This is a genomic window from Pseudomonas sp. Irchel 3A18, from assembly GCF_900187465.1.
GTDB classification, from domain to species: Bacteria; Pseudomonadota; Gammaproteobacteria; order Pseudomonadales; family Pseudomonadaceae; genus Aquipseudomonas; species Aquipseudomonas cichorii.
This window is the reverse complement of sequence record NZ_FYDI01000011.1, coordinates 126,823-150,179: the sequence shown is the minus strand read 5'-3', so window position 1 is coordinate 150,179 and position 23,357 is coordinate 126,823. Positions and strand designations below refer to the sequence as shown.

General features: G+C 57.5%; 11 protein-coding genes and 1 pseudogene. 2 read left to right on the top strand and 10 right to left on the bottom strand.

The window, feature by feature from the left end; all coding sequences use genetic code 11:
* Positions 1-90: 90 nt before the first annotated feature.
* The 9 genes and pseudogenes from CKW23_RS19945 to CKW23_RS19905 all read right to left on the bottom strand — a co-directional run bounded on the left by CKW23_RS19945 (position 91) and on the right by CKW23_RS19905 (position 12,904).
* On the bottom strand, positions 91-3,735 hold the full coding sequence (locus CKW23_RS19945; RefSeq protein WP_095068176.1) for an AAA family ATPase: 3,645 nt from the start codon (positions 3,733-3,735) through the stop codon (positions 91-93).
* On the bottom strand, positions 3,732-4,976 hold the full coding sequence (locus CKW23_RS19940) for an exonuclease SbcCD subunit D C-terminal domain-containing protein (RefSeq protein ID WP_025259176.1): 1,245 nt from the start codon (positions 4,974-4,976) through the stop codon (positions 3,732-3,734). Before CKW23_RS19940 ends, CKW23_RS19945 begins: the two co-directional genes overlap by 4 nt.
* 41 nt (positions 4,977-5,017) lie before the next feature.
* Positions 5,018-6,667 carry a BatD family protein gene (locus CKW23_RS19935; RefSeq protein ID WP_025259177.1) on the bottom strand — a complete coding sequence of 550 codons (1,650 nt, stop codon included), beginning with the start codon at positions 6,665-6,667 and terminating at the stop codon, positions 5,018-5,020.
* A gap of 295 nt (positions 6,668-6,962) precedes the next feature.
* Positions 6,963-8,382 (bottom strand): annotated as a pseudogene (locus tag CKW23_RS19930) (VWA domain-containing protein); the annotation flags it as partial.
* Positions 8,379-9,437, bottom strand: a complete 1,059-nt coding sequence (locus CKW23_RS19925) for a VWA domain-containing protein (RefSeq protein ID WP_095068175.1) — start codon at positions 9,435-9,437, stop codon at positions 8,379-8,381. The gene CKW23_RS19925 and the pseudogene CKW23_RS19930, both read right to left, overlap by 4 nt.
* On the bottom strand, positions 9,430-9,924 hold the full coding sequence (locus CKW23_RS19920) for a DUF4381 domain-containing protein (protein WP_025259180.1): 495 nt from the start codon (positions 9,922-9,924) through the stop codon (positions 9,430-9,432). Before CKW23_RS19920 ends, CKW23_RS19925 begins: the two co-directional genes overlap by 8 nt.
* Positions 9,921-10,865, bottom strand: coding sequence for a DUF58 domain-containing protein (locus tag CKW23_RS19915; RefSeq protein ID WP_025259181.1), 945 nt, complete (start codon positions 10,863-10,865; stop codon positions 9,921-9,923). The genes CKW23_RS19920 and CKW23_RS19915 overlap by 4 nt, the downstream gene beginning before the upstream one ends.
* Positions 10,866-10,869: 4 nt before the next feature.
* The gene (locus tag CKW23_RS19910; protein ID WP_025259182.1) at positions 10,870-11,829 is read right to left on the bottom strand and encodes a MoxR family ATPase; all 960 of its coding nucleotides are present in this window, start codon (positions 11,827-11,829) and stop codon (positions 10,870-10,872) included.
* A gap of 328 nt (positions 11,830-12,157) precedes the next feature.
* Positions 12,158-12,904 carry an amidohydrolase gene (locus CKW23_RS19905; protein WP_095068174.1) on the bottom strand — a complete coding sequence of 249 codons (747 nt, stop codon included), beginning with the start codon at positions 12,902-12,904 and terminating at the stop codon, positions 12,158-12,160.
* 58 nt (positions 12,905-12,962) lie between these two features.
* Here CKW23_RS19905 and CKW23_RS19900 point away from each other — a divergent pair, with 58 nt between their 5' ends.
* Both CKW23_RS19900 and CKW23_RS19895 read left to right on the top strand, forming a co-directional pair.
* Positions 12,963-18,071, top strand: coding sequence for a Tc toxin subunit A (locus CKW23_RS19900; protein ID WP_095068173.1), 5,109 nt, complete (start codon positions 12,963-12,965; stop codon positions 18,069-18,071).
* A 20-nt stretch (positions 18,072-18,091) separates the two neighbouring features.
* Positions 18,092-22,660 carry a neuraminidase-like domain-containing protein gene (locus CKW23_RS19895; protein WP_095068172.1) on the top strand — a complete coding sequence of 1,523 codons (4,569 nt, stop codon included), beginning with the start codon at positions 18,092-18,094 and terminating at the stop codon, positions 22,658-22,660.
* Here CKW23_RS19895 and CKW23_RS19890 read toward each other — a convergent pair.
* Positions 22,653-23,009, bottom strand: coding sequence for a hypothetical protein (locus CKW23_RS19890; protein ID WP_025259186.1), 357 nt, complete (start codon positions 23,007-23,009; stop codon positions 22,653-22,655). The two genes, CKW23_RS19895 and CKW23_RS19890, sit on opposite strands and share 8 nt — an antisense overlap.
* Positions 23,010-23,357: the final 348 nt, after the last annotated feature.

The following is a 23,357-nucleotide window of genomic DNA, read 5'->3' as shown; positions in this document are numbered from 1 at the left end:
TCTTCAGAAGTAAACGAACAGCCCGCCTTGATGGCGGGCTGTTCGTTCAAGCAGGTTCTCCAGCTCATGCAAGAGCGAACAACCTCGTCCTCAATCCCCAACCTCTATCGTGCTCAACCCGTTCCCCTGTCGACGGACCTTGATCTGTACCGGAATCCGCTCATGCATTTCCTGTACGTGAGAGATCACGCCAACCTTGCGTCCCTGTGCCTGCAGGCCGTCCAGGGCGTCCATGGCCAGTTGCAGGGATTCGGGGTCCAGGCTGCCGAAGCCTTCGTCGATGAACAACGATTCGATACGCAAGGTGCTCGACGCCATCGAGGCCAGCCCCAATGCCAGCGCCAGCGAGACGAGGAAGGTTTCCCCGCCCGACAGCGAATGCACCGAGCGCAGTTCATCGCCCATTTCCGTGTCCAGCACCAGCAGGCCAAGCATGCTGCCGCCGCGCTTGAGGCGATAACGGCGCACCAGTTGCCTGAGTTGGGCGTTGGCATGATGGACCAGCAGGTCGAGGTTATAGGCCTGGGCGATCTTGCGGAACTTGTCGCCTTCCGCTGAACCGATCAGCGCCGCCAGACGCGCCCAGCGTTGATACTCGCCGTTGGCCTGCACGATGCGCGCTTGCAGCTCGCTGTTGGCGTTACGCCGCTGTTCGTCTTCGCTCAGCCTGGCGCGCAGGTCGGCGCAGTGCTGTTCGCTGATTTCACATTCGGTCTGAACCTGAAGCAGGGCAGCGGCCAGTTGCTCGTTATCGGTGATGTCGCTGTGTTGCGCCTGATGCTGTTGCAGGCGCTGCTCGCGCTCATGCAGCAGTACTTTGGCTTGTTCCAGAGCCTTTTCACTGCGGTTCAGTTGCTGGCGCAGTTGATCGATGCGTGCGTCGTCGTAAGTCAGCAGGTTTTCAAGTGCTGCGTCATCCAGTTCCTGATGGCTGCTGCGCCACTCGCTGATCTGGCCGTCGAGTTCGCTGGACTCCTGTTCCAGAGCCTGCAACTGTTGTTGATCGGCCTTGAGTTCGGCATTGAGCTGAATCAGTTGGTGGTGAACATCCTGCAAGGTCTGGCCTGCCGAGGTTTCAGCGTGTCGGGCTTGCTCGACGGCTTGTTCCAGCGCGTTTTGCCACTGTTGGGCATCGGCATGGGAGCCCAGCAGTTCGGCCAATATCTGTTGGCTGGCGTGTTGCTGCTGGCTCAGGGCCTGAACCTGTTCAAGCAGTTCAGCCTGACGCTGGACACGGTTCTGTTGCTCGACCTGTTCCTTCTCGATCCGCTGCTGGCGTTCGCGCTGTTCCTCTTGCTCTTCGCCTTGCTGTTCGAGCTGGTCCAGGCGCTGGGTCACGCGTTGTTCAAGCTGCATGACGGTGGCCGAAGCGTCGTTGCGCAGGTTGTCCAGAAGCTCTGGCGATACCAGCGTGGCAAGTGCCGTCAGTTCTTCTTCAAGGCGCTCGCGATCCGCTTCAAGTTGCTTGATCTGGTCCGTGACATGCCGTGCGGCGGTCTGGCTGGCTTCATGGGCGGCCTGTACCTGCTGTTGCAGGCGTGCAGCGTCTTTTTGCAGCTTGAGCAATGCATCCTGGCGCTGCTCGTCGCGGCTGATGACTTCGCTCAACTGGCTGAGCTGCTGCTTCAGCCAGCCGTCACGTTGCGTGGCATCACGGTCCAGCAGTTGTGCGCCGAGGGCGTGGGCTTGCAGATCAGGAGCGAGTTCCTGCTGCTGGAGCGTCAGTTTTTCCTGCTGACGGATGAGTTCTTTCTGCCGGGCAATGACACCGCCGACCTGTTCGCGCAACTGGGTGTACTTTTCCTTTAGCTCATCCACCGCTTTCTGTGCGCCGGCCTGTTCGGTTTCATCGTGTCGAGTCAGGCTTTGTAGCAGTGCTTCGGGCTGATGCCAGGGATGTTCGACGCTGCCACACACCGGGCACGGCTGGTCATCCTGCAACTGTTCGCGCAGTTCTTCGACGCTGGCGCTGCGGGCCAGACGCTGACGTTCCAGCAACTGCTGAGTGACGCTCAGGGTCTGCTCGGCAACTTTCAGATCGTCCCGGGTCTGGATGCCTTCGGCATTGAGCTTTTCACGTTCCTGCTGGGCGTCTTGTTGCTGCTGCGCGAGTGCCAGCAGTTGTTTATCGATCTCTTGCTGGCTGGCCCACAAGCGAGCCAGTTCTTCAAAGGCGCGCTGCTGCTTGCGGTTGTCCTGCAACAGGCTGCCCAGAATCTGGGTCTGTTCGGTGACGGCTTCTGCTTCGCAATCCGCCTCGCGGTACAACACTTCCAGGTCGTTGCGCTGCTGGAGCCATTGCTGATCGGCATCGGCGGCACGCGCTTGCAGAGCAGGCAACTCGCCTTGCCCGTGTTTCAGGCGATTGGCGGTCAACGTCAGGGATTTCAGCCGGTCGCGCCAGGCGTTCCAGGCGTGTGCCAGCGGGGCGAGTTCGGTGCTGTGTTCCAGTTGCCGGGCGATACGTTCCAGACGCTCAGCGACCTGTTGCTGTTGGTCGAGCAAACCTTGCAACTGGCTCTGGCCCTCTGCGCAACTCTGTTCAGCCTGTTGCTGAAGCGCGACGATTTTGGCCAGTTCCTGAGTCAGGTGGTTCAGGGTGTTCTGGCTTGCAAAGGCCTGTTGCAGCCGTGGCTTGGCATCGTTCTGTTGCTGCTGGGCTTCGAGCAGGTTGGCGTGCGCATTGCTGCGGGCGCTTTCCAGTTGCTGCTGTTGAGCCTGTAGCGTGGTTTCCTGGGCTTGATGCTGGCGAATGCGATCGGCCAGCGGCGTGAGCTGGGTATCGAGGGCGATGCGGCGGGCGAAGCGATGGCGTTGTGGCCCCAGACGCTCCAGTTGGCCGAGTGTCTGGCGCTGGCCTTGCTGGTTGTCCCAATCCTGTTGCGCGCTGTTCAGGCTTTCGTTGGCGCTGAGCTGTTCATCGCTTAGGCGATGCAGCTCGGTGAGCCATTGTTGCTTGAGTTCCAGTTGGCGCAGTCGGGCCTGATGGGCCTTGTGCTGTTGCTGGGCTTCGCTGTGGTTCTGTTCGAGTTCAGCGCGCTGCTCAGGCTCAAGCGGGGTGATGTTGCCGGCCTGGGCGTTGAGGGTCTTGAGCGCTTCTTCGGCTTCCTTGCTCTTGCTGTAGGCGCGGCGTCCGAGCTGGCTGTAGATGGCGGTGTTGGTCAGCTTTTCCAGCAGCTCGCTGCGTTCCTTGTCATCGGCCTTGAGGAAGGCACTGAACTCGCTCTGTGCCAGCATCACGGCACGGGTGAACTGCTCGAAGTTGAGCCCCAGGCGCTGTTCGATCAGTTGCTCGAACTCGCGTTTGCTCTGGTTGCTGAGGATTTGCTCGTTGTCCAGATCGGTAAGGGTCTGGCGGCTGGCTTGCAGCTTTTTCGCAGCGTTGTCCCGTGCACGGTTGGTTTCCCAGCGGGCGCGGTAACGACGTTGATCGATGCCGACAAAATCCACTTCGGCGTAGCCGCTGCCTGTGCCGCGTCGCAGAAGGGTTCGCGGGTCGCTGGTGGTGATTTCGCCTTCCACATCCGGGACCTTGGACTGGCCGATATTGCTCAGGCGCGGAATCGCCCCGAACAGCGCCAGGCACAGGGCATCGAGCAAGGTGCTCTTGCCCGCGCCGGTAGGGCCGGTGATCGCGAACAGACCGGCACTGGCCAGAGGCTCTGCGGTGAAATCCAGCTCGAACGGCCCGGCCAGCGAGGCGAGGTTTTTCAGGCGAATGGCGAGAATCTTCATGGCTGTTCGCTCTCCTGCTGAACTTCACGCAGCAGCGTGGCGAAATCGGTAAGGGTCTGTTCATCCACCGCGCTGCCGAAGTTTTCTTCCCAGGCACGGCTGAACAGTTCCTGAGGCGTGAGCTGGCCCAGTTCGATCAGGGTCGATTGCTCATCACCGCCATCAAGGCTGCCCTTGCCGGCATATTCGGCACCGATGCGCACCAGACGCACGGCCTTGCCTTGCAGGGCGATTTCTATCTGGTTGCGCAGGTCCGGTTGCGGCTCGTCCAGGCGTACGCGCACTTCCAGCCAGGGCTGGCGGTCAATGTCGGCCAGCAGGTCGATGTCCGGCAGTTCCTTGAGTTTCAGCAGCAGTTCGGCCAGCGGGGCAGGGCCGAGGCGTTGCAGGTTGACGGCGCGGGGGATCAGGCGTGGCTCGACACTGACCAGTTGCTCGCCGTCGCAGTTGATTTCCAGAATCTGGTGTTTGTAGTCGATTTCCGAGAATGACAACGGAATGGGCGAACCGCTGTAGCGAATGCGATCTTCACCGTTGACCCGCTGCGGCTTGTGCAGATGGCCGAGGGCGACGTAGGTGATGCTCGGGCCGAACAGGCTGGCGGGCAGCGCTTCGGCATTGCCGATGATCAGGCTGCGCTCGGAGTCTTCGGACACCGAGCCTCCGGCCATATGTGCATGGCTGACCGCGATCAGGGCCTGGCCCGGCTGACGTTTTGCGTTGGCAGCCTCGATCAGCAGTTCATGGACCTGGGCAATGCCGCGCAGGTAGTCGTCACCCAGTGTCGCACCCGTGACTTCGGCCGGGCGCAGAAACGGCAAGGCCAGACACCATGCCTTGACGTCACCTTTTGCATCCGGCAACGGCAGCAGCAGGCGCTCTGCATCCAGCGAACCATCATCCAGCCACAGCACCCGCCCCAGCGCGTGAGTGCGCAAGCGGCGCATCAGCGGAGCAGGCAATTCGATACGCGAGCCGGAGTCGTGGTTGCCGGCAATCATGACAATGGTCAGCAGCGGCTGTTGCTCATGGGCGTTGACGATAAAGTCGTACAGGCGCTCCTGAGCTTTGACCGGCGGGTTGACCGTATCGAAGATATCGCCTGCGATCAGCAGTACATCAGGCTGTCGCTCGGCCAGACGGGCAAGCAGCCAGCTCAGAAAGCTGGCGTGTTCAAAGTCCCGCTCCTGACCGTGGAGGTTCTGACCCAGATGCCAGTCGGAGGTGTGAAACAAACGCATTGATTGACCTGTATTTTGTGGCGGACTCTTTCGCGAAGATCTCACTTCGGATAGAGCGGCGGCAACCCTGCATCGCCTGTCGGGTCCTGTATCCGCTCGGCTGCGGGCAGGGTGCGGATGGCGCGCCACAGGTCTTCGCCCATCCAGAACTTGCCGGTTTCGCTGTACAGCGCGCCGTTCAAGCCATCCAGCGCATCGGACAACGGTACGAAACGGGCGGCCATGTCGGCCAGGGTTTCAGGCTGCTGGCGTGCCCAGGCATCCAGTGCCTGACGGGTTGCATGGGGATCGTTGGCGGTACATGCACGCTTGAGATCGTCCAGTACGGTACGCGGACTTGGGCCGGTCTGCACCGAACGGGTCACCGCTGGCTGGCCACGTGCCCGCCACCAGAGAATCAGGCTCAGCAGGGTGGTCAGGGCGAACAGCACGGTACTCAGTTGCCACGGCCAGACCGGCGGCCCCATGACCGTCAGGCCACCTTGTTCGTTATTGACCGGAGTGTCCACCGCCAGCCCCGGATTGTTGTTGATCTGCAGGGTGCGTGCAGGGAGGCTGCTGTGTTCCAGATGATCTTCGCGGGTGTTCCACCAGGTCACGTCCACGGTGGGCAGGTCGATGGCGCCCGGACGATTGGGGACCAGGGCTTCACGTTCTTCACGGGTGCCGATCAGGCCGCGCTCGCTGACCAGATTGCCCAGTTGCGGTTGATCCGGGTAATGCCTCAGGCCCGCTACCTGTGTGGCGGGCAAGGGCGGCAATTGCGAGCCGGACAGGCCTTCGGCCTTGAGAATGATGGTGCGGGTCAGGGAGTCGCCCACCTGGCTGTTGCCCGGTTCGGGGTTCCAGCTTTCTTCCAGTGTCACGCTGCGGGCTGGCAACCAGGGCACATCGGCCGGGTAGTCAGCAGGCTTGGGTTTGACGTTCAGGGGAACCTTGGCGGAACTGACCCGCATCAGCCGGCCCGGTTGCGGACCGAACGGACTGGCTTCCTGATTCGGTGAGCCGGTCTGTACCAGTGTGGCACTGAAGACCAGTGCCGGAACTTCCAGGGTGCCGCTCTGCTGGGGGTAGATCGCATAGCGCGTTTCGATCACGCCATGGCGTACGCCATTGATCAGCTTTTCATAGGTGCGTGAGTCACCGAGTTTGTCGACTCGCGCCTCGGCAATCTGCAAGGGGCTCAGGCTGCTGTCGTCGAACAGCGATACCGAGTGATAGATGCGCAGGGTCAGCACCGCCTGGGCCTGCACATAGACGCTTTCCTGATCCAGGCTCGTCTCGATGAAGATCGGCGCCAGCTGGTTGCCTTTCTCCCGGGTATCGCTCTGCATGACCTGCAGGCTCACGGGCTGGCTTTTCAGCTCGCCCAGTTGCAACGAAGGAATCACGACAATGCCCGACTGGCGGGGCAGCAGGGTGATGATCCAGCGGGTGGTGGCCTGGTTGCCGCTATCCAGCGTGGTCAGCCGGTTGATCTGGCGGGTACCGCGCACATCGAAGTTGGCGTCCAGAGCGCTCAGGTCAGGTTTGCCGAACAGCGTGACATCGGTGGTTTCCAGAGTCAGTTCCACGGTCTCGCCGGAATTGAGGCGCGTGCGATCGACCTTGGCGATCAGCTCCGCTGCCTGTGACGACAAGACGACCAGCCCCAGGAACAGGCCGGTCAAAAGGGGATACACACGACTCATCGGGTCTTTTCCTGATGTTGCTGTTCGTAGCGAAACTTGCGCCGCAGCAGTTCGCCGGGATCGTCCGGGATCTGCCTCAGCCATTGATCCAGCGCCTGACGTCGTTCGACGGTGATCTGGCTCTCGGCCGGCTGAATCGGTGGGCGAGTGGTTGGTTCATCGTCTTGCGTCGAGCCTGTATTATTGTCGGTGCCTGCCGATTCGGGGGGCTGGCTGTCGGTGCTGCTGTCTTCCTCGGATTGAGGCTGATTCTGTTCCGTTTCGGGCGTGTTGCTGGCCTGCTGGTGCGGCGTTTCGTGGCCTTCTTCGCCTTGCTCGCTCTTGTCCTGCTCCGTTTCTGAAGCGCCTGGGTTGTTGGCCTGATCCAGCAAACGCTGGATCAATGCCTTGTTGAATTGCGCCGCCGGGAAGTCCGGTTGGCGTTCCAGGGCCTGTTCATAAGCGTCCAGTGCCGCTTCCAGTTCGCCGCTATGGGCCAAGGCATTGCCGCGATTGTAATGGTCGGCAGCCGTGTTGCCCTCGGCGAAGCGCTGGGCCGCCGTGGCGTAGTCTCCCGCTTCATAAAAGGCCATGCCTTTCCATTGCGGGTTTTCAAAGTGTTGTGCTGCTTCGGCGGGTCGGCGTTGTTCCAGCAGGCGCTGGCCTTGTTGATCCGGGCGCAGCCACAGGTCCTGAAACTCGAACGCCTGACTGTTCTGCGGCAGCATGAACAGCAACGGCAGACAGAACAGCCAGCCCCGTCGTCCGGCGCAGGCTGCCAGCAGCAACAGCGGCAACAGGAACAAGTAGCCCTGATCGGCCCAGGTATCCAGTTGCAGGACTTGCCCGTCGCTGCGCAGATTCTGCGGACCGGCGAACAGGCCCAGGCTGCGCAGGTCTTCATCGTCCATTCTGGCTTGACGATAGCTGCCGCCCACATTGTTGGCGAAATCATTGAGGCTGGCGCTGTCCAGGCGCGGCACCATGATCGCGCCCTGAGCGTCCTTGAGCAGGCTGCCGTTTTCCAGGGTCACCGGAGCCCCTTCGGCAGTGCCGATGCCCAGGATCAGCAGCGGCGGCGATTGGCCTCTGAGCAGTTGCTCGATCCCCTGGCGTTCCTGTTCGCTCAACGATGAGCCGATCAACAGAATCCGGCCCTGCCCCAGCGCACCTTGCTTGAGCAGGTCGAGGGCTTTCTTGACGGCCAGATCGGCACGTTGACCGGCCTGGGGCATGATCGATGGCTTGATGGCATCCAGCAGGTTATGACTGGTCACCTGATCGTCGGACAGTGGCACCAGCGTGTGGGCGCTGCCAGCGTAAACGATGATGGCGGTCTGCGAGTCGCTGCGGGCCTGCAACAGGTCCAGCAGTTTGCGTTTGGCCTGCTCCAGGCGGGTCGGCGAACTGTCGGTGGCGAGCATTTGCGGCGTCAGTTCCAAAACCACCACCAGTGGGTCGACCGGCTTCTGGCTGATCTGCTCGACACGCTGCCAGCCGGGACCGAGCAAGGCCAGCACGGCCAGCGTCCAGCAGATGCCCAGAATGACCCACGGCAATTTATTGTTGCGTCCGCGTCCGCCGTTGAGCAGCGCAGAGTGGAACGCCGCGGGCATGATCATCTGCCAGCGTCCGGCGCGTTTCTGCCGGTGCCAGAGGTGCCAGATCAACAGGCCCAGCAATGGCAGGATCAGCAGCCACCAGGGCCTTAGCCAGTGAGGCCAGAGCGCGATCATCGTGGCCTCCGGATACGTGCCAGGCGCCTGCGCAGACCTGCAAGTCGTTGCTGGTTGAGCAGGCGTTGCAGGGCGTTGTTGGCCCACAGATCGACGAAGACCAGCAACACACTCCCCAGCAGTGCCGCCGCCAGCGGCCACTGATAAAGCGCCATGGCCGGACGTGCCTGGGTGGGTTGCTGGGCCACCGGCTCCAGAGAGTCGAGGGTCAGGCGGATCTTTCGCAGTTCTTCGCCGTCATGGGCGCGGAAGTACTGGCCACCGCTGATGGCGGCGATTTCCTTGAGGGTGGGCTCATCCAGATCCAGGCTCGGGTTCAGACCAAGCATGCTCTGCACGCCGCTGCTGTCGGGTTCGGAGCCGATGCCGATAGGGTAGATTTTCACGCCTTCTTCGGCAGCCAGTCGTGCGGCGGTTACCGGGTCGATCTGCCCACCGTTGTTGGCGCCGTCGGTCACCAGCACCAGCACACGGCTGTTGGCCGGACGCAGACGCAAGCGCTTGAGGGCCAGGCCGATGGCGTCACCGATGGCGGTGTTTTTGCCGGCGATGCCGATCCTGGCTTCATCCAGCCAGACGCGGACGGTGCGGCGGTCGAAGGTCAGGGGCGCTTGCAGAAATGCCTGGCTGCCGAACAGGATCAGACCGACGCGATCACCCTGGCGGTTTTCGAGAAAGTCGCCCAGCAGATTCTGGACCAGTACCAGACGGCTGACGTCTTCGCCTTTCCACTGCATGTCGGGGTAGTCCATGGAGCCGGACACATCCACGGCCACCAGCAGATCCCGGCCGCTGGCGGCAATCGGCAGCGGTTCGCCCAGCCATTGCGGGCGCGCCGCAGCGATCAGCAGCAACAGCCAGATCAGCAGCAGTGGCAAGCGTTGCCGCCAGGCAGGCAGATTGGCCTTGGCCCGGCGTCCGCTCAATTCTTCAAGTTCGCTGAGAAAGCTGACTTTGAGCGCCGCTTCACCGCTGTCGGCAATTGGCAGTAAAAACCGCATCAGCCAGGGCAATGGCAGCAGGGCGAAGACCCAGGGCCAGGCGAATTCAAACATGTTTGCGAATCCAGGTTTCGACCGACTGTGTCAGGCCGGTAATGGCCTTGTCGTCGAGTTTGCATTCGGGTTTATAAGCGCCTTCGACCAGAATCATCCAGCGGGTCAGGCCCGCGGCGGGGCAGCGGTTATCGAGGAAAGCCAGCCATTTTCGACCGTTGAGGGTATGGCTCTGGCTGTGCGGGTAGTGGTTGCGGCACACGCGCTTGAGCAGACCATTGATCTGTTGCAGCCAGGCACCGGCCGGTGCGCCGTCGTAGGGCTTGGGCAGGCTGGCCAGCTCGGCCAGCGCCGCAAGGCGGACCGGGTCCAGAGGTTGCTCGCTGCGACGGTTGCTGGATTTGACCGGCAGCAGCACGCGCAGCCGCCAGAAACCCCAGGCCACGGCAGGTATCAACAGCATCAGCAGCCACCAGCCTGGTGCCGGTGGCCAGAAGCCGATGGGCGCGGGCGTAATCAAGGGTTGCAACTGATCCAGAGGGTTCATTTGTTCTTTACCGGACGCCGGGCATCCAGATAGTCACGCAACTGCTCGACCATGGCGGTTTGAGTGCTCAGGGGCATGAGCAGGACCCGAAGTTTCTTCGCCAGCAATTCCCAGCGATCGGAGCGGGCCTCGCCCTGTGCGCGATAGGCCTTGCGCAGCTCCGGGTCCAGTGTGTCGAGTTCCAGCTGGGCGCCTCGCTCGGCAAAACGCAGCAGGCCGGCGGCGGGCAGGGCGCGGTCCAGAGGATCGGAAACCGGCAGCAACAGCAGGTCGCAATGCCGTGACAGCAGGCTCAATTGCTGTTCGGCCGCATCGGACAGGGCGCGTTCGTCACACAGTACAATGACCAGACTGCCAGGGCGCAGCACCTCGCGTGCCCGGCGCAGGGCAATGCCGAATGCATCGCGGTCGGCGGCGATTTCGGTATGCAGCGACTGATTGACCCGCACCAGTCGATTCAAAAGCTGCAACAGGCACTGCTTGCTGCGCCGGGGCTTGATTTCGTAATGCTCGTTGTCGCCGAACACCAGCCCGCCGATCCGGTCGTTGTGTTCAAGTGCAGCCCAGCCGATCAGCGCCGCAGCCTGGGCCGCGAGCACCGATTTGAACATCAGCCCCGACCCGAAGAACAGGCGACGGCTTTGCTCCACCATGATGAAGATCGGGCGTTCGCGCTCTTCATGGAACAGCTTGGTATGCGGCTCCTGGGTCCGGGCCGTGACACGCCAGTCGATGCTGCGCACATCGTCACCTGCCTGATAGACCCGCACCTGATCGAAGTCCACGCCACGCCCGCGCAATTTGGAGTGGTGCAGGCCGATCAAGGGGCTGCGCCTGCTTGGCGTCGAGAACAGTTGCACTTCCCGCACGCGATGGCGCATCTCGATCAGTTCGCTGAGGCTGACACGAATGCCCGGCTGTGAGATCAGGTAGGGTTGCATGGCTTCAGGCAACGGCGACGACGTCGAGGATCCGCTGGATGACACGGTCCTGATCAATACCGGCAGCCTCGGCCTCAAACGACAGAATGATGCGATGGCGCAGCACGTCGAACAGCACTGCCTGAATGTCTTCCGGGCTGACGAAGTCGCGTCCGGCCAGCCATGCATGGGCACGTGCGCAGCGGTCCAGGGAAATGGAGCCACGTGGGCTGGCACCATAGCCGATCCACTCGGCCAGTTCCTGATCGAACTTGGCCGGAGTGCGGGTGGCCATGACCAACTGCACCAGGTATTCCTCCACCGCATCGGCCATGTACAGACCGAGGATTTCCTTGCGGGCGGCAAAGATCGCCTGCTGGCTGATCCGGCGTTCGGGCTTGGTTTCGCCATTCAGGGCTTCACCACGGGCCTGTTGCAGGATCTTGCGTTCTACGGCCGCGTCGGGGAAACCGATCTTGACGTGCATCAGGAAGCGGTCCAGCTGCGCTTCGGGCAGCGGATAGGTGCCTTCCTGTTCGATGGGGTTCTGCGTAGCCATGACCAGAAACAGCGGCGACAGGTCATAGGTGCTGCGCCCGACGCTGACCTGACGTTCGGCCATGGCTTCGAGCAGGGCCGATTGCACCTTGGCCGGAGCACGGTTGATTTCGTCGGCCAGTACCAGATTGTGGAAGATCGGCCCTTGCTGGAAGACAAAGCTGCCGGTTTCCGGACGGTAGATCTCGGTGCCGGTAATATCGGCCGGCAGCAGGTCCGGCGTGAACTGAATTCGGTGGAACTGCGCTTCGACGCCTTCCGCCAGTTCCTTGATGGCCTTGGTCTTGGCCAGACCCGGAGCGCCTTCGACCAGCATGTGGCCGTCGGCAAGCAAGGCGATCAGCAAGCGTTCGATCAGCTTTTCCTGGCCGAGGATCTGCGTTGAAAGAAATGTTCGCAGCGCAATCAGCGCTTCACGATGTTCCATCGGTGAGGGTTCCTGGCAAGGTAATCAGCGGTGTCACACGACACCGAAGCTGGGGGCGATACTTTAATCCATCCCGATAGGGATCGACTAACCGCTACAGGGTTTTTTATACGCTTTCAGGAACTGGGTGGCGTTTATTTGGGAATCGTCCCACATGTTTTGTCAAAGATGCGTGTAGGAATGTGAGGCGGGAGGGCCTTGGCCGCGACGCCCCGCTTCCAGTCAACGCATTTTCAGAGCCTTCAACATGCTGTCGCGGCCAAGCGGACTGCCTGCTCACTCAGCCGCAATATGAGTGTCATACCGTATGTCGTTCGGGCAACGTTTTTTATAGCCGATAGAAGTCCGCCGCGTTCTCCCATAGAACCTTGTGTGCAGCCTTTTCGCCCAGTGACTCGATGACCCGTTCGATATCGTTCGCCTGGAAGGGGCGTGGTGCGCGGGTCGAGGGCAGGTCGGTGCCGAACATCAAGGCATGGGGGTTGGCCGAGTAAATGTCCTTGAGTGCTTGCTCCACCGGAAAGTCCACACGCCCGAAACCACATGCCTTTACCCGTATACCTCGCTCTGCAAGACGCAACACGGTGGGCATGCCTTCCCGGCTCAGGCCCAGATGGTCGATGCTGATTGCGGGCAATTGCAGCAGACGGGTTTCGATTTCGGCCAGTTCCCGTGAGTCGATATAAAGCTCTGAATGCCAGCCCACTTGCCTGTGGACTCGTCTTGCCAGTGTCTCCAGTTGATCAAGTTGCTCTGAACCGCCGCGCTTGAGGTTGAAGCGCAGGGCGCGCACGCCGAAGCCGTTGAGGGTTTCGAGCTCGGCATCGGTGACGGTGGCGGGCAACTGGGTCACGCCGACGAAGTCAGGCCCCAGTCGACGCAGCGCCTCCAGCAGATAGCCCTGATCGAAAGCCTGGAACGACCCGGAAACCACGGCCCCGCCTACGACACCCAGCGCAGACGTAGCCGCCTGGTAGTCAGCGACGCCGAAAGGGTCGGGCAAGTAGCCATTGTTGGCCTTGAGCGGGAAGTGCGGATCGATGATATGGCAGTGGGCATCGAAGATAGGCTGCATGACAGGCTCCAGATAGCGAAGCCCTCACCTTACTCCTTTGCGTTGCTCGAATTCGCTGATGTATGTACCGACATTTTCAAAAATTATCTGCAGTTCAGCGTTCCAGTCCGTTTATCAGCCCTTGTTGAATACCTTTGCCGCCTGTCGATTGGAGGGTGTTGAGGCGGACAGGCTCTGCTTCACTTTTTCATTAGCGGTCTTTAGCAGTGGCCATTTCATGGACGAAATGACTCGGTGTGTTGCCATCATGAAGAAGGAAGCTGGAAAAGTCGCCCAGGCAGATTCTGCTCTGGCGATTCTGTTGAAAAGATTTGCTCAGCCTCAAACGCCACAAGCGGCTATCAGTGATCGATTCCCCTCGGTGTTCAGCATTGCCAAAGGCACCACTGCGCAACTGCTCGAATCTGACCCTTTGCTGCATATATCGACTGCGCGTAGTTTGCATGCCGCATCTGTTTCCATGACTGCAATGGTTGCCCGGCAGTTTCGGGAAAGGCGACTGACGGCTTCGGTGCGGCGAGCGTTACGTTACGAAAACGGGATCTCCAGTCTGGTAGACACACCTACTTATACCGACATGTTCAACCCTGACTGGGCCAGCCATTGTCCTCCTGACGCAATCGAAGCTACTACTTCGCCAATTGCCTATCTGGCAGATCTGTACCGGGAAGTGGAGACCATCGAAAAGACAGGCGATCAGGAACGAATCATTACCCTGGCAACTCGACGACCTGATCTGGCTTCGTTGATGCTGGATCATAACGCACTCAATCGCATTGAGCCGACTCTGGTATTGGCCAATGAAATTCTTGAAAAGTCGATTCGCAGTTATCTCGATGGCATCAGCCTGCAAGACAAGTCGGTGGATGATGTCATGTTGGAAACACGTTATCCGTTTGCATTGCCATACGAACGTTACCAGCAGCAAATCAACTACGTGCTCAATCGCAGGGAGCGTCTGCCCGGCGATCCGATTCGGGCCGCGGATCCGGCTTATCCGTACTTCAAGGAGCCGGGTGTACATTCGCTGCTGTCCGATATCGCGCTGATACAGGACAGCGGTCTGGGGCCTGTGCAGCAGGGGATATTGGTTGAAGCGCCGCATATGGTCGCGCTTGCGCCTGATGATCAAGGCAGGGTGATCAACCAGCGACGTATCAACCCCAGAAATGGAAAGCTTGAAAGCGCGCTTCCGGCAATATCAGATTTTTTCAAGGACCACTTCGGCACCGATGACATACTGGCATTAACTGATACTCAGACGTTCTGCCTGAGAACCGGGCTGAGCACTGACCAGCTCGATTCATTACTGTCGGTGGGACCTTACGCACCCTCGCTATCAGCCAACGTCACTGATCCAGGCGCAACGGTTGACGGTTCAGCTTACGGCTCGGTTTATATAAACGCCGGGCAAAGCCCTGGAATCGCCATCAAGTCGACTGAGGAGCAGGGAGTACCCGTCCATCGCTTGATCAATTGCCCGGTCGAGCGCTTTGATCGGATGAATCGCATGATTCGTCTGGCGCGCTGGCTGCAATTGCCGTTCGAGGATGTGGATCAACTGCTCACAGCTTCCCAGCAAGCGGAGCAGCGTGCAGCCAATGCGGTTCGGCGACTTACGGCATCTTCCCCAAATCTCATTACGCAGGACACGCTGCGTGCGCTTGGCTTGTTCCAGGTAGTGCGCACTCTATATGACGTCCCGGCAGAAGATTTTGCAGCGCTGCTTTACGGTATGGCGGTACACGCTCGTGGCAAGACGCCGTCGCAGTTCGACCGGATATTCAATCGTCAGGCCATGTTTTCCATACCGCTTGTTCTGGACGGTTCGCCCTTCACGATAACGCCGAAGAGCGAAACCGAACGGCAGAAAGTCGACCACTTGTGTGCGGCACTGGGGTTGACCTATGAGATGTACCGGTTCGTTGCCAAGGTTGTCGAGCAGTCCTGGGCGGGTGAGTCTTTGCACTGGACGCGGGAGGTGGTATCTGCCTTTTATCGGCTGGTCAGGCTGCCACGCTATCTTGGGCTCACTACGATTGAAACGCTGGCGCTCCTTGAACTACTGGACGATGGCGGCAGTCAGTTGACCTCGAAACTGGCCGGTATTACACAGATTGCCACTTATTACGCTTCGGCCAATACCGACACTTTGAGTGTCATCCATGCTCTGGTGGACTGTGCAGCGTGGCTACAGGCAAACAAATGGACCGTCGCGCAATTGTGCCGTCTGGTATTGCCTGCCGTAACACAGCCCGTAGCAACCGATGCCGAGCACAATCTGCTGCAACAAATCCACTCACGGCTGACGTCTGCGCTGATCACCGAAAGCAGTTTTGCCCAAGTCGGAGCGCCTGACTCGTCACTGATCCTGCAAGTCGATGACAATGGCATACAGGCTTATCTCAGCGAACCGATCGACTGGTTTGCAGAGTTGAGCGGTTTTGTCGATGCCGGGACGACGAACCCGGCTGCCAAAGGGTTGGTGAAGTATTTGAAGGGAGAGAGCGAAGAGGTATTCGAGCACGCTCTCAGCAGTGATGTGAAACATGTTCTGGAGACGCTAGGTCTGCCAGTCGAGGAGTTACATCCAAAAATTACCAATATGATCATGCGCGCCAGGGGCGCACAGGAAGCCTTGCTGATGGAAGGCCTCGCGGGTTATTTGGGTGCATCCGCAGACCAGGCCAAGGCCCTGTTGTTCTGGAGTGAGGGCAACCGCTATCAATTGCTGGCTGAAGTGCTGCGTGTCTACGGTTTCAGCACGACAGCAAATGTTGCCATTGGGGACGAGGTTTTACTGGTTCTGGATGCTCTGTCAAAACGTGCTGTGCTCTGTGGGCATCTGACGCTGAGCCCGGCGCTGATCATTCAATATGTCGAGCATCCCGAATGGTTTGGTCTACCGGATACCGAACTGTCTCTGCAATCCGTTTACTTCCTTACCCAGTACGCCAACGCACTACGCCTCAGTGAGCAGGACGAAGACACGTTGCTCGACTATTTTCGGTTGATCAACACCCTTTGGGAAGGCGCAACGGAGGGCGACAAGCGTCTGATACGTGACAGCGCTGCCAGCAAACTGGCCGGCTTTCTGCGTTGGGGGGTACGTGATGTCCTTGCAGTTGCCCACCAGTTGAACCCCGATACAGGCGTCATTTTTACCCTCCGTGAGTTTGATGTATTGGCGCGCGAGTCCTTGCTCAGTCGGCATACGGGACTGGACGCAAATGCCTTGTTGGCTCTGCATGAACTGACTCCGACAACCTCGACCGAACTCTATCGCAAGGCGGCGGAGCTGGCACTGAGCTGCTTGACCGAGGCCGTGCCCGCAAGTGCTGTTGGTGAAGTGGGGCAAAGCCATTCCAGTGTGATTACCGTGACTCCAGATTACCTGGTGGCCCAGCGTGGGGGAGAACTCGCAACCTACACCATCACCTTGCGTGATTTCATGGATGAGCCTTTGGACAATGTGACGGTCAGTTGGACGACGGATCTGGGCAGTCTTGATCAGGTAAGCAGTATCACGGACGAATATGGACAAGCCTCGAACACTCTGCGTAGCGGTAACGTGATGGGGATGGTGCATGTTGTCGCCCATTACGGACTTGGCGAGCAGTTGATGGCCCCGGTTGTGGTCATTGGCTGCGATGAAGATTCCTTACACTTCATAGAGGGGGAATACGAGCCTTCGACGGCTCTGGCCAATAAAATTGAGGGTATTTATTTCTCTGTCACGATGGTCGATGACTATGAAAATAAGGGAATTGATCGTGCTGTTGAATGGGGCGCGACCCTCGGGGAGTTTAAACGCTTTCAAACCTATACCGATGATCAAGGTATTGCCAGAGCTGAGTTGCGGAGCCGGCCTGCGGGTGAGTCCATAGCGATTGCACACTATAAAAATGGCCGTGAGTGGGAATTTGTTCCTGTCGAGTTTGTGAGTATTCCTTATTTTCAATATGTGCGCTTCAGCAATACGGTAGTGGTCGGTGTTGAAGCTGAGGTACGTTGCAGTCTTGTAGAACTGGATGGTACGCCCGTTATGGGTGCGGAAGTGACTTGGAGTGATGATGTGGGTGGGGTGTTAGATGCAACCAGTAAAACCGATGATAACGGTATTGCTATTGCACGATTCATTACTGATAAAGAGGGTAAGGTTGTGGTGACTTCTAGTGTGGGTGCCCCAACCAAAGACAAGCACAGTGAGCAAACGGTAATTTATCCAGCGGCCGTCATTGATAAATACGAAGCAAGTGATGTCGAGTTTCTTGTCGGGAGTGCGGACCCTCTTGTATTTTCTGTATGGCTGAAAGCGGGCGGGCAGGTTGTTCGGCGTTTTCCTGTCGAGTGGTTTATTGATGAAGGGTTGATTGCTACCACTTACACTGATAGTAATGGTGTTGCAAATTTTAGTTCAAAATTTACAACGGGAAAACATGTGGTAAAAGCGGTTGTCGGCGGCACTGATGAGTCAGTTGAGTTTCCAGTTTCTGCATTGCCTCCGTGTGAGTTTGAGGTGGTAGTGGACGGGGCGCATGATCCGAAAAATCCTGATCTTCTGGCGAAAGGGTATTTACATAGTCTGCTTGTAAAAGTTGTTGATCAAAGCGGAAATGCTCTTGAAGGTGTTGAGTTCAATATGAGCCATGTCTATCAACCGTTTCACTATACTATTGCGGGGCTTGAAGAAACCAAGGTGTCCTCGTTGGAGGGGATCAGATTTCCGGTTCATTGCTCGGAAAGTGCTACCTACGGGGAGATTGCAGTGACTCTGAGTGGGCGCTTGCCAAAGACGCTTGTAAAGTCTTACAAAATCGGATGGTTCTGGAGGATGGAGGCTGCGAATATATTTAGTACTAATAAAAGTTGCGATATATATTACAGTCACTGGGGGGTGAGGAGTGCCATGACTGAACGTGGTGCAGGAATAATGGTTCCGCCCAGTGATCTGAGTATCATGATTGATTTTTCTGTTAAGGGGAAAACCTGGAGGGCATCTGTTCCCGTTGCACTTCATATGGAGCGTGTTCTCATGGCGTTTGTAAAATCTCCCGGTGCTGAGGGGTTGGCTGACGGTGATGTGTTGGTATCCAGTTATGCTACTGGTTTGAATGGTTGTGTTTCTGTTATTTCGGGAGAGGTCATTGTTCACCTCCATGCCTAAACTTTACCAGAGTCATTATTATGATCAATCATATGATTCCCGAACTCGAAGAGCAACGCCGTGACGCCTTGGTTGGTTATTACCTCGGTCAGCTTGTTCCTTCGGATGCAACCTCCGCTCCCTTGGGGTTGACCACGCCTGATGATTTATACGAATACCTGTTGATCGATAACCAGGTCAGTGGTGAGGTTGAAACCAGCCGGGTTGCGCAAGGTATTGCCAGCATTCAGCAATATATCAATGCCATCTACAACGGCATGGAGCCAGGGTATGCGCGTGGTTTTGATGACGAGCGTTTACGGCTCTGGCGTGAAGGCATGAGTGAATACAGCGTCTGGGCAGGTTACCAGATGATTGAGGACTACCCGGAAAACTATATTGATCCGACACTTCGCCTGAACAAGACCAGTCAGTTCGAGGTGTTTGAGTCGGAGCTGGGGCAAAGCCGCATCAATGAAGATAATGTAAGTTCGGCTCTGAAAAACTATCTGGACAGCTTTGAGCTCATCAGTAATCTACAGGTTGTTGCCTGTTATGTAGACGGTGAAGATTTTCGACGGGCCGACTATTATTTTGTCGGGCGTCAGAATGTTGAACCCTTTGCTTATTACTGGCGTATGGCAAAAATTGATTTACAGGAAAACAGCACTCAGATATTGCCATCGGCGTGGACAGAGTGGAAAAGGATTGATATAGCGTGCGATGCGAAGGTGCAGCATGTACGCCCGGTCGTAGTGGATGGCCGGTTACATTTTATCTGGGTGGAGCTTGGACAGGCAGAAACCGATGACCTGGGTGCAAAAACCGGTAAATATTATTATCGGGCCAAGATGTCCTATAAGCACATCTCTGACAAGTGGTCGTCCGCAACGGTGATTTACGAAGGGTTGACCGAAAAGCAGAGTCTGGATAGTCGTCATGACGGGAGTCCCTTGGCAGGGCGTTTTACTCTTGTGGCTGCCATGGATGTTCGTTTTGCAGGTGAGCCTCGTTTGATTATTTGCTTTCAATATAGAACGGATGCCAGTACGGCAGAAGTGACGGCTGATCCTGAGCGTTTTGTGCGGGTGTTCGATAAGCTTTTTAACAGGATTGTATTGAGTCAGGCTGAAGAGATACAGCTGTATGGAATTGCTGTCACCCTGCTGGGCGGGAACCCGGCGCGTGCGCAATATCCCTTGAGCGGGAAATACGCTGACGGTAATAGTGAGTGGATGTTGGATGGCGTTATCTGGAGTACGAGTGGAGATAATGACATGCCACCAGGAGGTATCAATCAATCGCTTGAACTTAAGGCGGAACTTCGCAGTTCGGGAGACGGATGTGTGTTGGAGACGCAGGGTATCTGCTCTGCAAAGCGCTATCGGCGTAGCGAGTTCTATATTTGTGTTTATGGAGCAAGGCGAGTAGATCTATCTGAGTGTAGGTTTGTTGTAGAGGGTACTCATAAAGGATTTCAGCTTGAAATTACAATTTCCATTCCCAGCTTTTTTTTACCAACTGTACGCGGCGACTTGAATTGGAATGAGGAAGTCATCAAGAGCTTTGGTACTGAAGATTTTGAATTGATATCTACTGATGATCCTTGGGTTTCTGTTTATCGGGCCAATTTTGATTTATCCATTAATCCTGAAGATTTCCCAACACCGACAACTGAAGAGGTTAAAGCGGGAGCCGGATTCGCGCTGGATTTCCAGGGGGAGCCGGGGCTTCTGGACAGTAACTCCAATCATTATGGTGAAACGATGGTTACGGTGACTCAAGGTTTTGATATCTGGGATACCTCTCCGGCCGTTTCGAGTCAGCTTGTGCTTAATGGTGCAGCCAAGACACCAGTAGAATCCATTTCCTGGCCCGGTATTGAAACGGTAAAAGTCCTTCATTTCGGAGCGCTGCCCAAAGGTTCCGGTTATGGTTATAACGAGTTTCATATTACAAGAACCGTAAAGCCGACGCCGGTACCTCTTATTGTCACTACGCCTGCGGGAGGACAATTCCTTGATCTGGAGGCGCTCAAGTTAACCTCTTTGCGTTATGTACGAATGAATACCACCTTCGCCAGAGAGCTAGTAAAAAAAGCTGAGCGCTCTCTGAAAAGTGTATTGAGTTGGGAAGTTCAGCATACCCAGGAGCCACCGGCTCCTGGTAGCACCTCAGTGCCACTGGATTTCAAAGGTGCCAATGGCCGTTATTTCTGGGAACTGTTCTTTCATGTCCCGCATCTGGTTGCCCACCGGTTACATACCGAGTTCGATTATCTGGGGACGGAAAGCTGGCTGCATTACCTGTTCAACCCCTTGGAACGCATTGCGCCCCTGTATCCGCCACCTGTTGCAGAACACCCATATTGGACCAGCCGGCCGCTGACCTTTGAAAATGACCCGGCCTACGAGTGGGGCGGGCTGGGCGATCCCGATGCAATCGCCTATGGCGCGCCGTCCCATTACCGCAAGACCATTTTCGTCTTTTATCTGAATAATCTGATTGCCCATGGCGACATGTTGTACCGGCAGTTGACTCGCGATACGCTCAATCAGGCGCAGCTTCTGTATGTTCGGGCGGCTTCATTGCTTGGGCCTCTCTCCAAAGGCCGCAGCATCAGCCGCTGGACTCCCATGATGCTTAAGGATGCTGCCGCCAGTGATAAGTCATTGTCCGCGGACTTTGAAGCTTCGGGGCTCGAGGGGCTGGAAAGTGATATTCCGAGCCATTCTGAGGGACAGCTCTGGTTGCACTTGCTGGATGCGCCGTGGTTTCGTCTGCCGGTCAACACCAGACTGCTTGATCTCTGGGACCGCCTGGCCTTGAGGCTTTATAACCTGCGTCATAACCTGAGCCTGGATGGCAAGCCCCTTTCTTTGCCGCTCTACGCACCAGCGGCAAATCCGACCGATCTGCTGCGAGCACAGGCCGCGGGCGGCGGCAGTGGACAGCGACGTCTGGGTTCGCTGGCGATCATTCCGCCGTATCGCTTCAGGGCCATGCTGCCGCGGGTGCAGAACGCCGTTGAAACGCTGATCCGCTATGGCGATCAATTGCGTAGCTACATGGAGTTGCGTGATCGTGCCGATCAGGAGGAGTTGCAACAATCTCATGTGCTGGAGCTGTCGGCCTTCACCGAGACTCTGCAGACGCAGATGATCGAGCATGCAGTCAAATCCCGAGATGCGTTGACGGGGAGTCGTGCTGCCATTGAATCGCGTAAAGTCTATTACCAGCAACTGGAGCAGGAGGATGTCAGCCAGGCCGAGAAACGTGCAATGAGTTTGCAGAGTGAAGCCAAAGACGGCGATAAAGATGCCTTGATAGGGACGGCTATCGCCCATGTAACTGATGCTTTGGTTCCATCCATCTTCGGCACCTCGAACGGTGGTATGCGCCCGGCCGGATTAGGCTTTTCTGCTGCAACGTATCTACAGAGTGAGGCGTTGGGAAAAATCCGAGATGCCGAACAGGCGCTGATCAGCGAACAATACCGCCGCCGTCGCATCGAATGGCAGTTCCTGGCCCGTCAGGCCGAACAGGATCTGGAGGCGATTGACCTGCAGATCGAGGTTCAGGACATTGCCGTCGAGGCAGCCAAGACCAGCCTTGCACAAGCGACCAAGGCTCAGGAGCAGGCTCAGATCTATTACACCTTCCTGAAAAATCGTGCCACTGGGCCAGCGTTGTATCAATGGCTGATCGGTCAGATGGCGACCCTGTATTTCCAGGCTTACGATGTGGTGCTGTCGATGTGCCTGGGGACCGAGGCCTGTTGGCAGTACGAAATTGGTGATCGTGATACCCGGTTCATTCCTGTCAACGCCTGGGCCGATAACCGCTACGGGCTGACAGCGGGCGAGATGCTGAAACTGGGCTTGTTACAGATGGAGTCGGCGTTCCTCTCCCGGCACGAGCGGCGGCTTGAACTCACCAAGACGATCTCCCTGAAAGCATTGCTCAAGAACTATGACCCCGGCGCAAATACTCGTGAGCCTGAACCTCGTGCAACGGGCTGGGAAGCAGTCATTGCCCAACTGGAAACCACAGGAGAAATTGCTTTCGATTTTGACTCCTCGTTATTCGACAAGGATTATCCAGGCCATTATTTGCGTCAGATCGTGCGTGTGTCTGTATCCATCCCCGCCGTTCTGGGGCCTTACGAGGATATTCGTATCCTGTTGACTCAGCAGACGAGCAGTGTGCTGTTGAGTTCTGACATTCGCGGCGTGAATTATCTCTACAAAGAGGCGGGCGAGTTGCCGCCGGACTCGGATGGCGAGGTCGACCCGACACATATCGTGTTCAACCCCAGAGCCAATCAGCAGATCGGTATTTCCACCGGCGTCGATGACCACGGCATGTTCATGCTGGATTTTGGCGACGAGCGTTATTTTCCGTTCGAGGGTACGGGGGCCGTGTCGCGCTGGATCCTGAGTTTTCCACGCCATGAGTCCGAGCGGCAGAAAGCGATTCTGGGGTCCTTGACCGATATCATCCTGCACGTCAGATACCTTGCCGTGGACGGTGGCAAGGTATTCAACGCCGAGGTGGAGAAACTGGTGAAAACCGTGGAAGAGGGCGAGTCTTCCAGGCTTCTCAAGTGAGGGCGCTGTCGAACGTGCCGATATCCTTGAGAAGTATCTGCAGGGTTTCATGCACCTCGCCCAAATCATCAGCCGAAGTGTTATGCAGGATCTCGTAGCGGGTATCGCCACCCAGGGCTGCTGCATCCTCGGCTGAAATGTCTACCACCAGATGCGTGGTGCTCAGGGAAACCTTCAGGGCGGTGACGTACACCGTGTCATCACAGACGGTGATTTCGACTTCGTCTTCATCCGGAAAACGCGCCAGGGAAAACAGCTCGTTCTTTTCGTCATGGCAGCAAAGCAGCGCCATGTCGTCGTTCTCGTCGTCGCAAGGATTGGCGAGTAAAAGGGCGGTCTTGATTTGCATGGCGAGGTCCTGACTGGGCTAGCGGACGAGTGTGCCAGCCCCGGACAAAATTTGCTGGGTAATTCTCTTTGGGGTGGGACCCGCTCCCGAATGAATTCGGTCCCACAGATCATCAGGACAGGTGGGTTGCCAGTTGTATGAAGGTTCTTGTTCACCGATGTCCGAATATGTCGCAGCCTTGTAAGTATCCGCCAGCCTGCTCTCGTTAAGCTGCGATCAGATGAGTGGTCAAAGAGCCACTCCGTCCTGTGTCGATCTCATTTGTGAAATGGAATGTGACGACTCGTTCGCGGCAAGCGTTATTTCTTTAGCTTTACACTCTGCCATGCTGTGCCTCTGCCCGTTACA

Bases quoted from the DNA above. Each gene is read 5' to 3' on its own strand.
- CKW23_RS19945 (WP_095068176.1), bottom strand. From the start codon at position 3,735: ATGAAGATTCTCGCCATTCGCCTGAAAAACCTCGCCTCGCTGGCCGGG.
- CKW23_RS19940 (WP_025259176.1), bottom strand. From the start codon at position 4,976: ATGCGTTTGTTTCACACCTCCGACTGGCATCTGGGTCAGAACCTCCAC.
- CKW23_RS19935 (WP_025259177.1), bottom strand. From the start codon at position 6,667: ATGAGTCGTGTGTATCCCCTTTTGACCGGCCTGTTCCTGGGGCTGGTC.
- CKW23_RS19925 (WP_095068175.1), bottom strand. From the start codon at position 9,437: ATGTTTGAATTCGCCTGGCCCTGGGTCTTCGCCCTGCTGCCATTGCCC.
- CKW23_RS19920 (WP_025259180.1), bottom strand. From the start codon at position 9,924: ATGAACCCTCTGGATCAGTTGCAACCCTTGATTACGCCCGCGCCCATC.
- CKW23_RS19915 (WP_025259181.1), bottom strand. From the start codon at position 10,865: ATGCAACCCTACCTGATCTCACAGCCGGGCATTCGTGTCAGCCTCAGC.
- CKW23_RS19910 (WP_025259182.1), bottom strand. From the start codon at position 11,829: ATGGAACATCGTGAAGCGCTGATTGCGCTGCGAACATTTCTTTCAACG.
- CKW23_RS19905 (WP_095068174.1), bottom strand. From the start codon at position 12,904: ATGCAGCCTATCTTCGATGCCCACTGCCATATCATCGATCCGCACTTC.
- CKW23_RS19900 (WP_095068173.1), top strand. From the start codon at position 12,963: ATGTATGTACCGACATTTTCAAAAATTATCTGCAGTTCAGCGTTCCAG.
- CKW23_RS19895 (WP_095068172.1), top strand. From the start codon at position 18,092: ATGATCAATCATATGATTCCCGAACTCGAAGAGCAACGCCGTGACGCC.
- CKW23_RS19890 (WP_025259186.1), bottom strand. From the start codon at position 23,009: ATGCAAATCAAGACCGCCCTTTTACTCGCCAATCCTTGCGACGACGAG.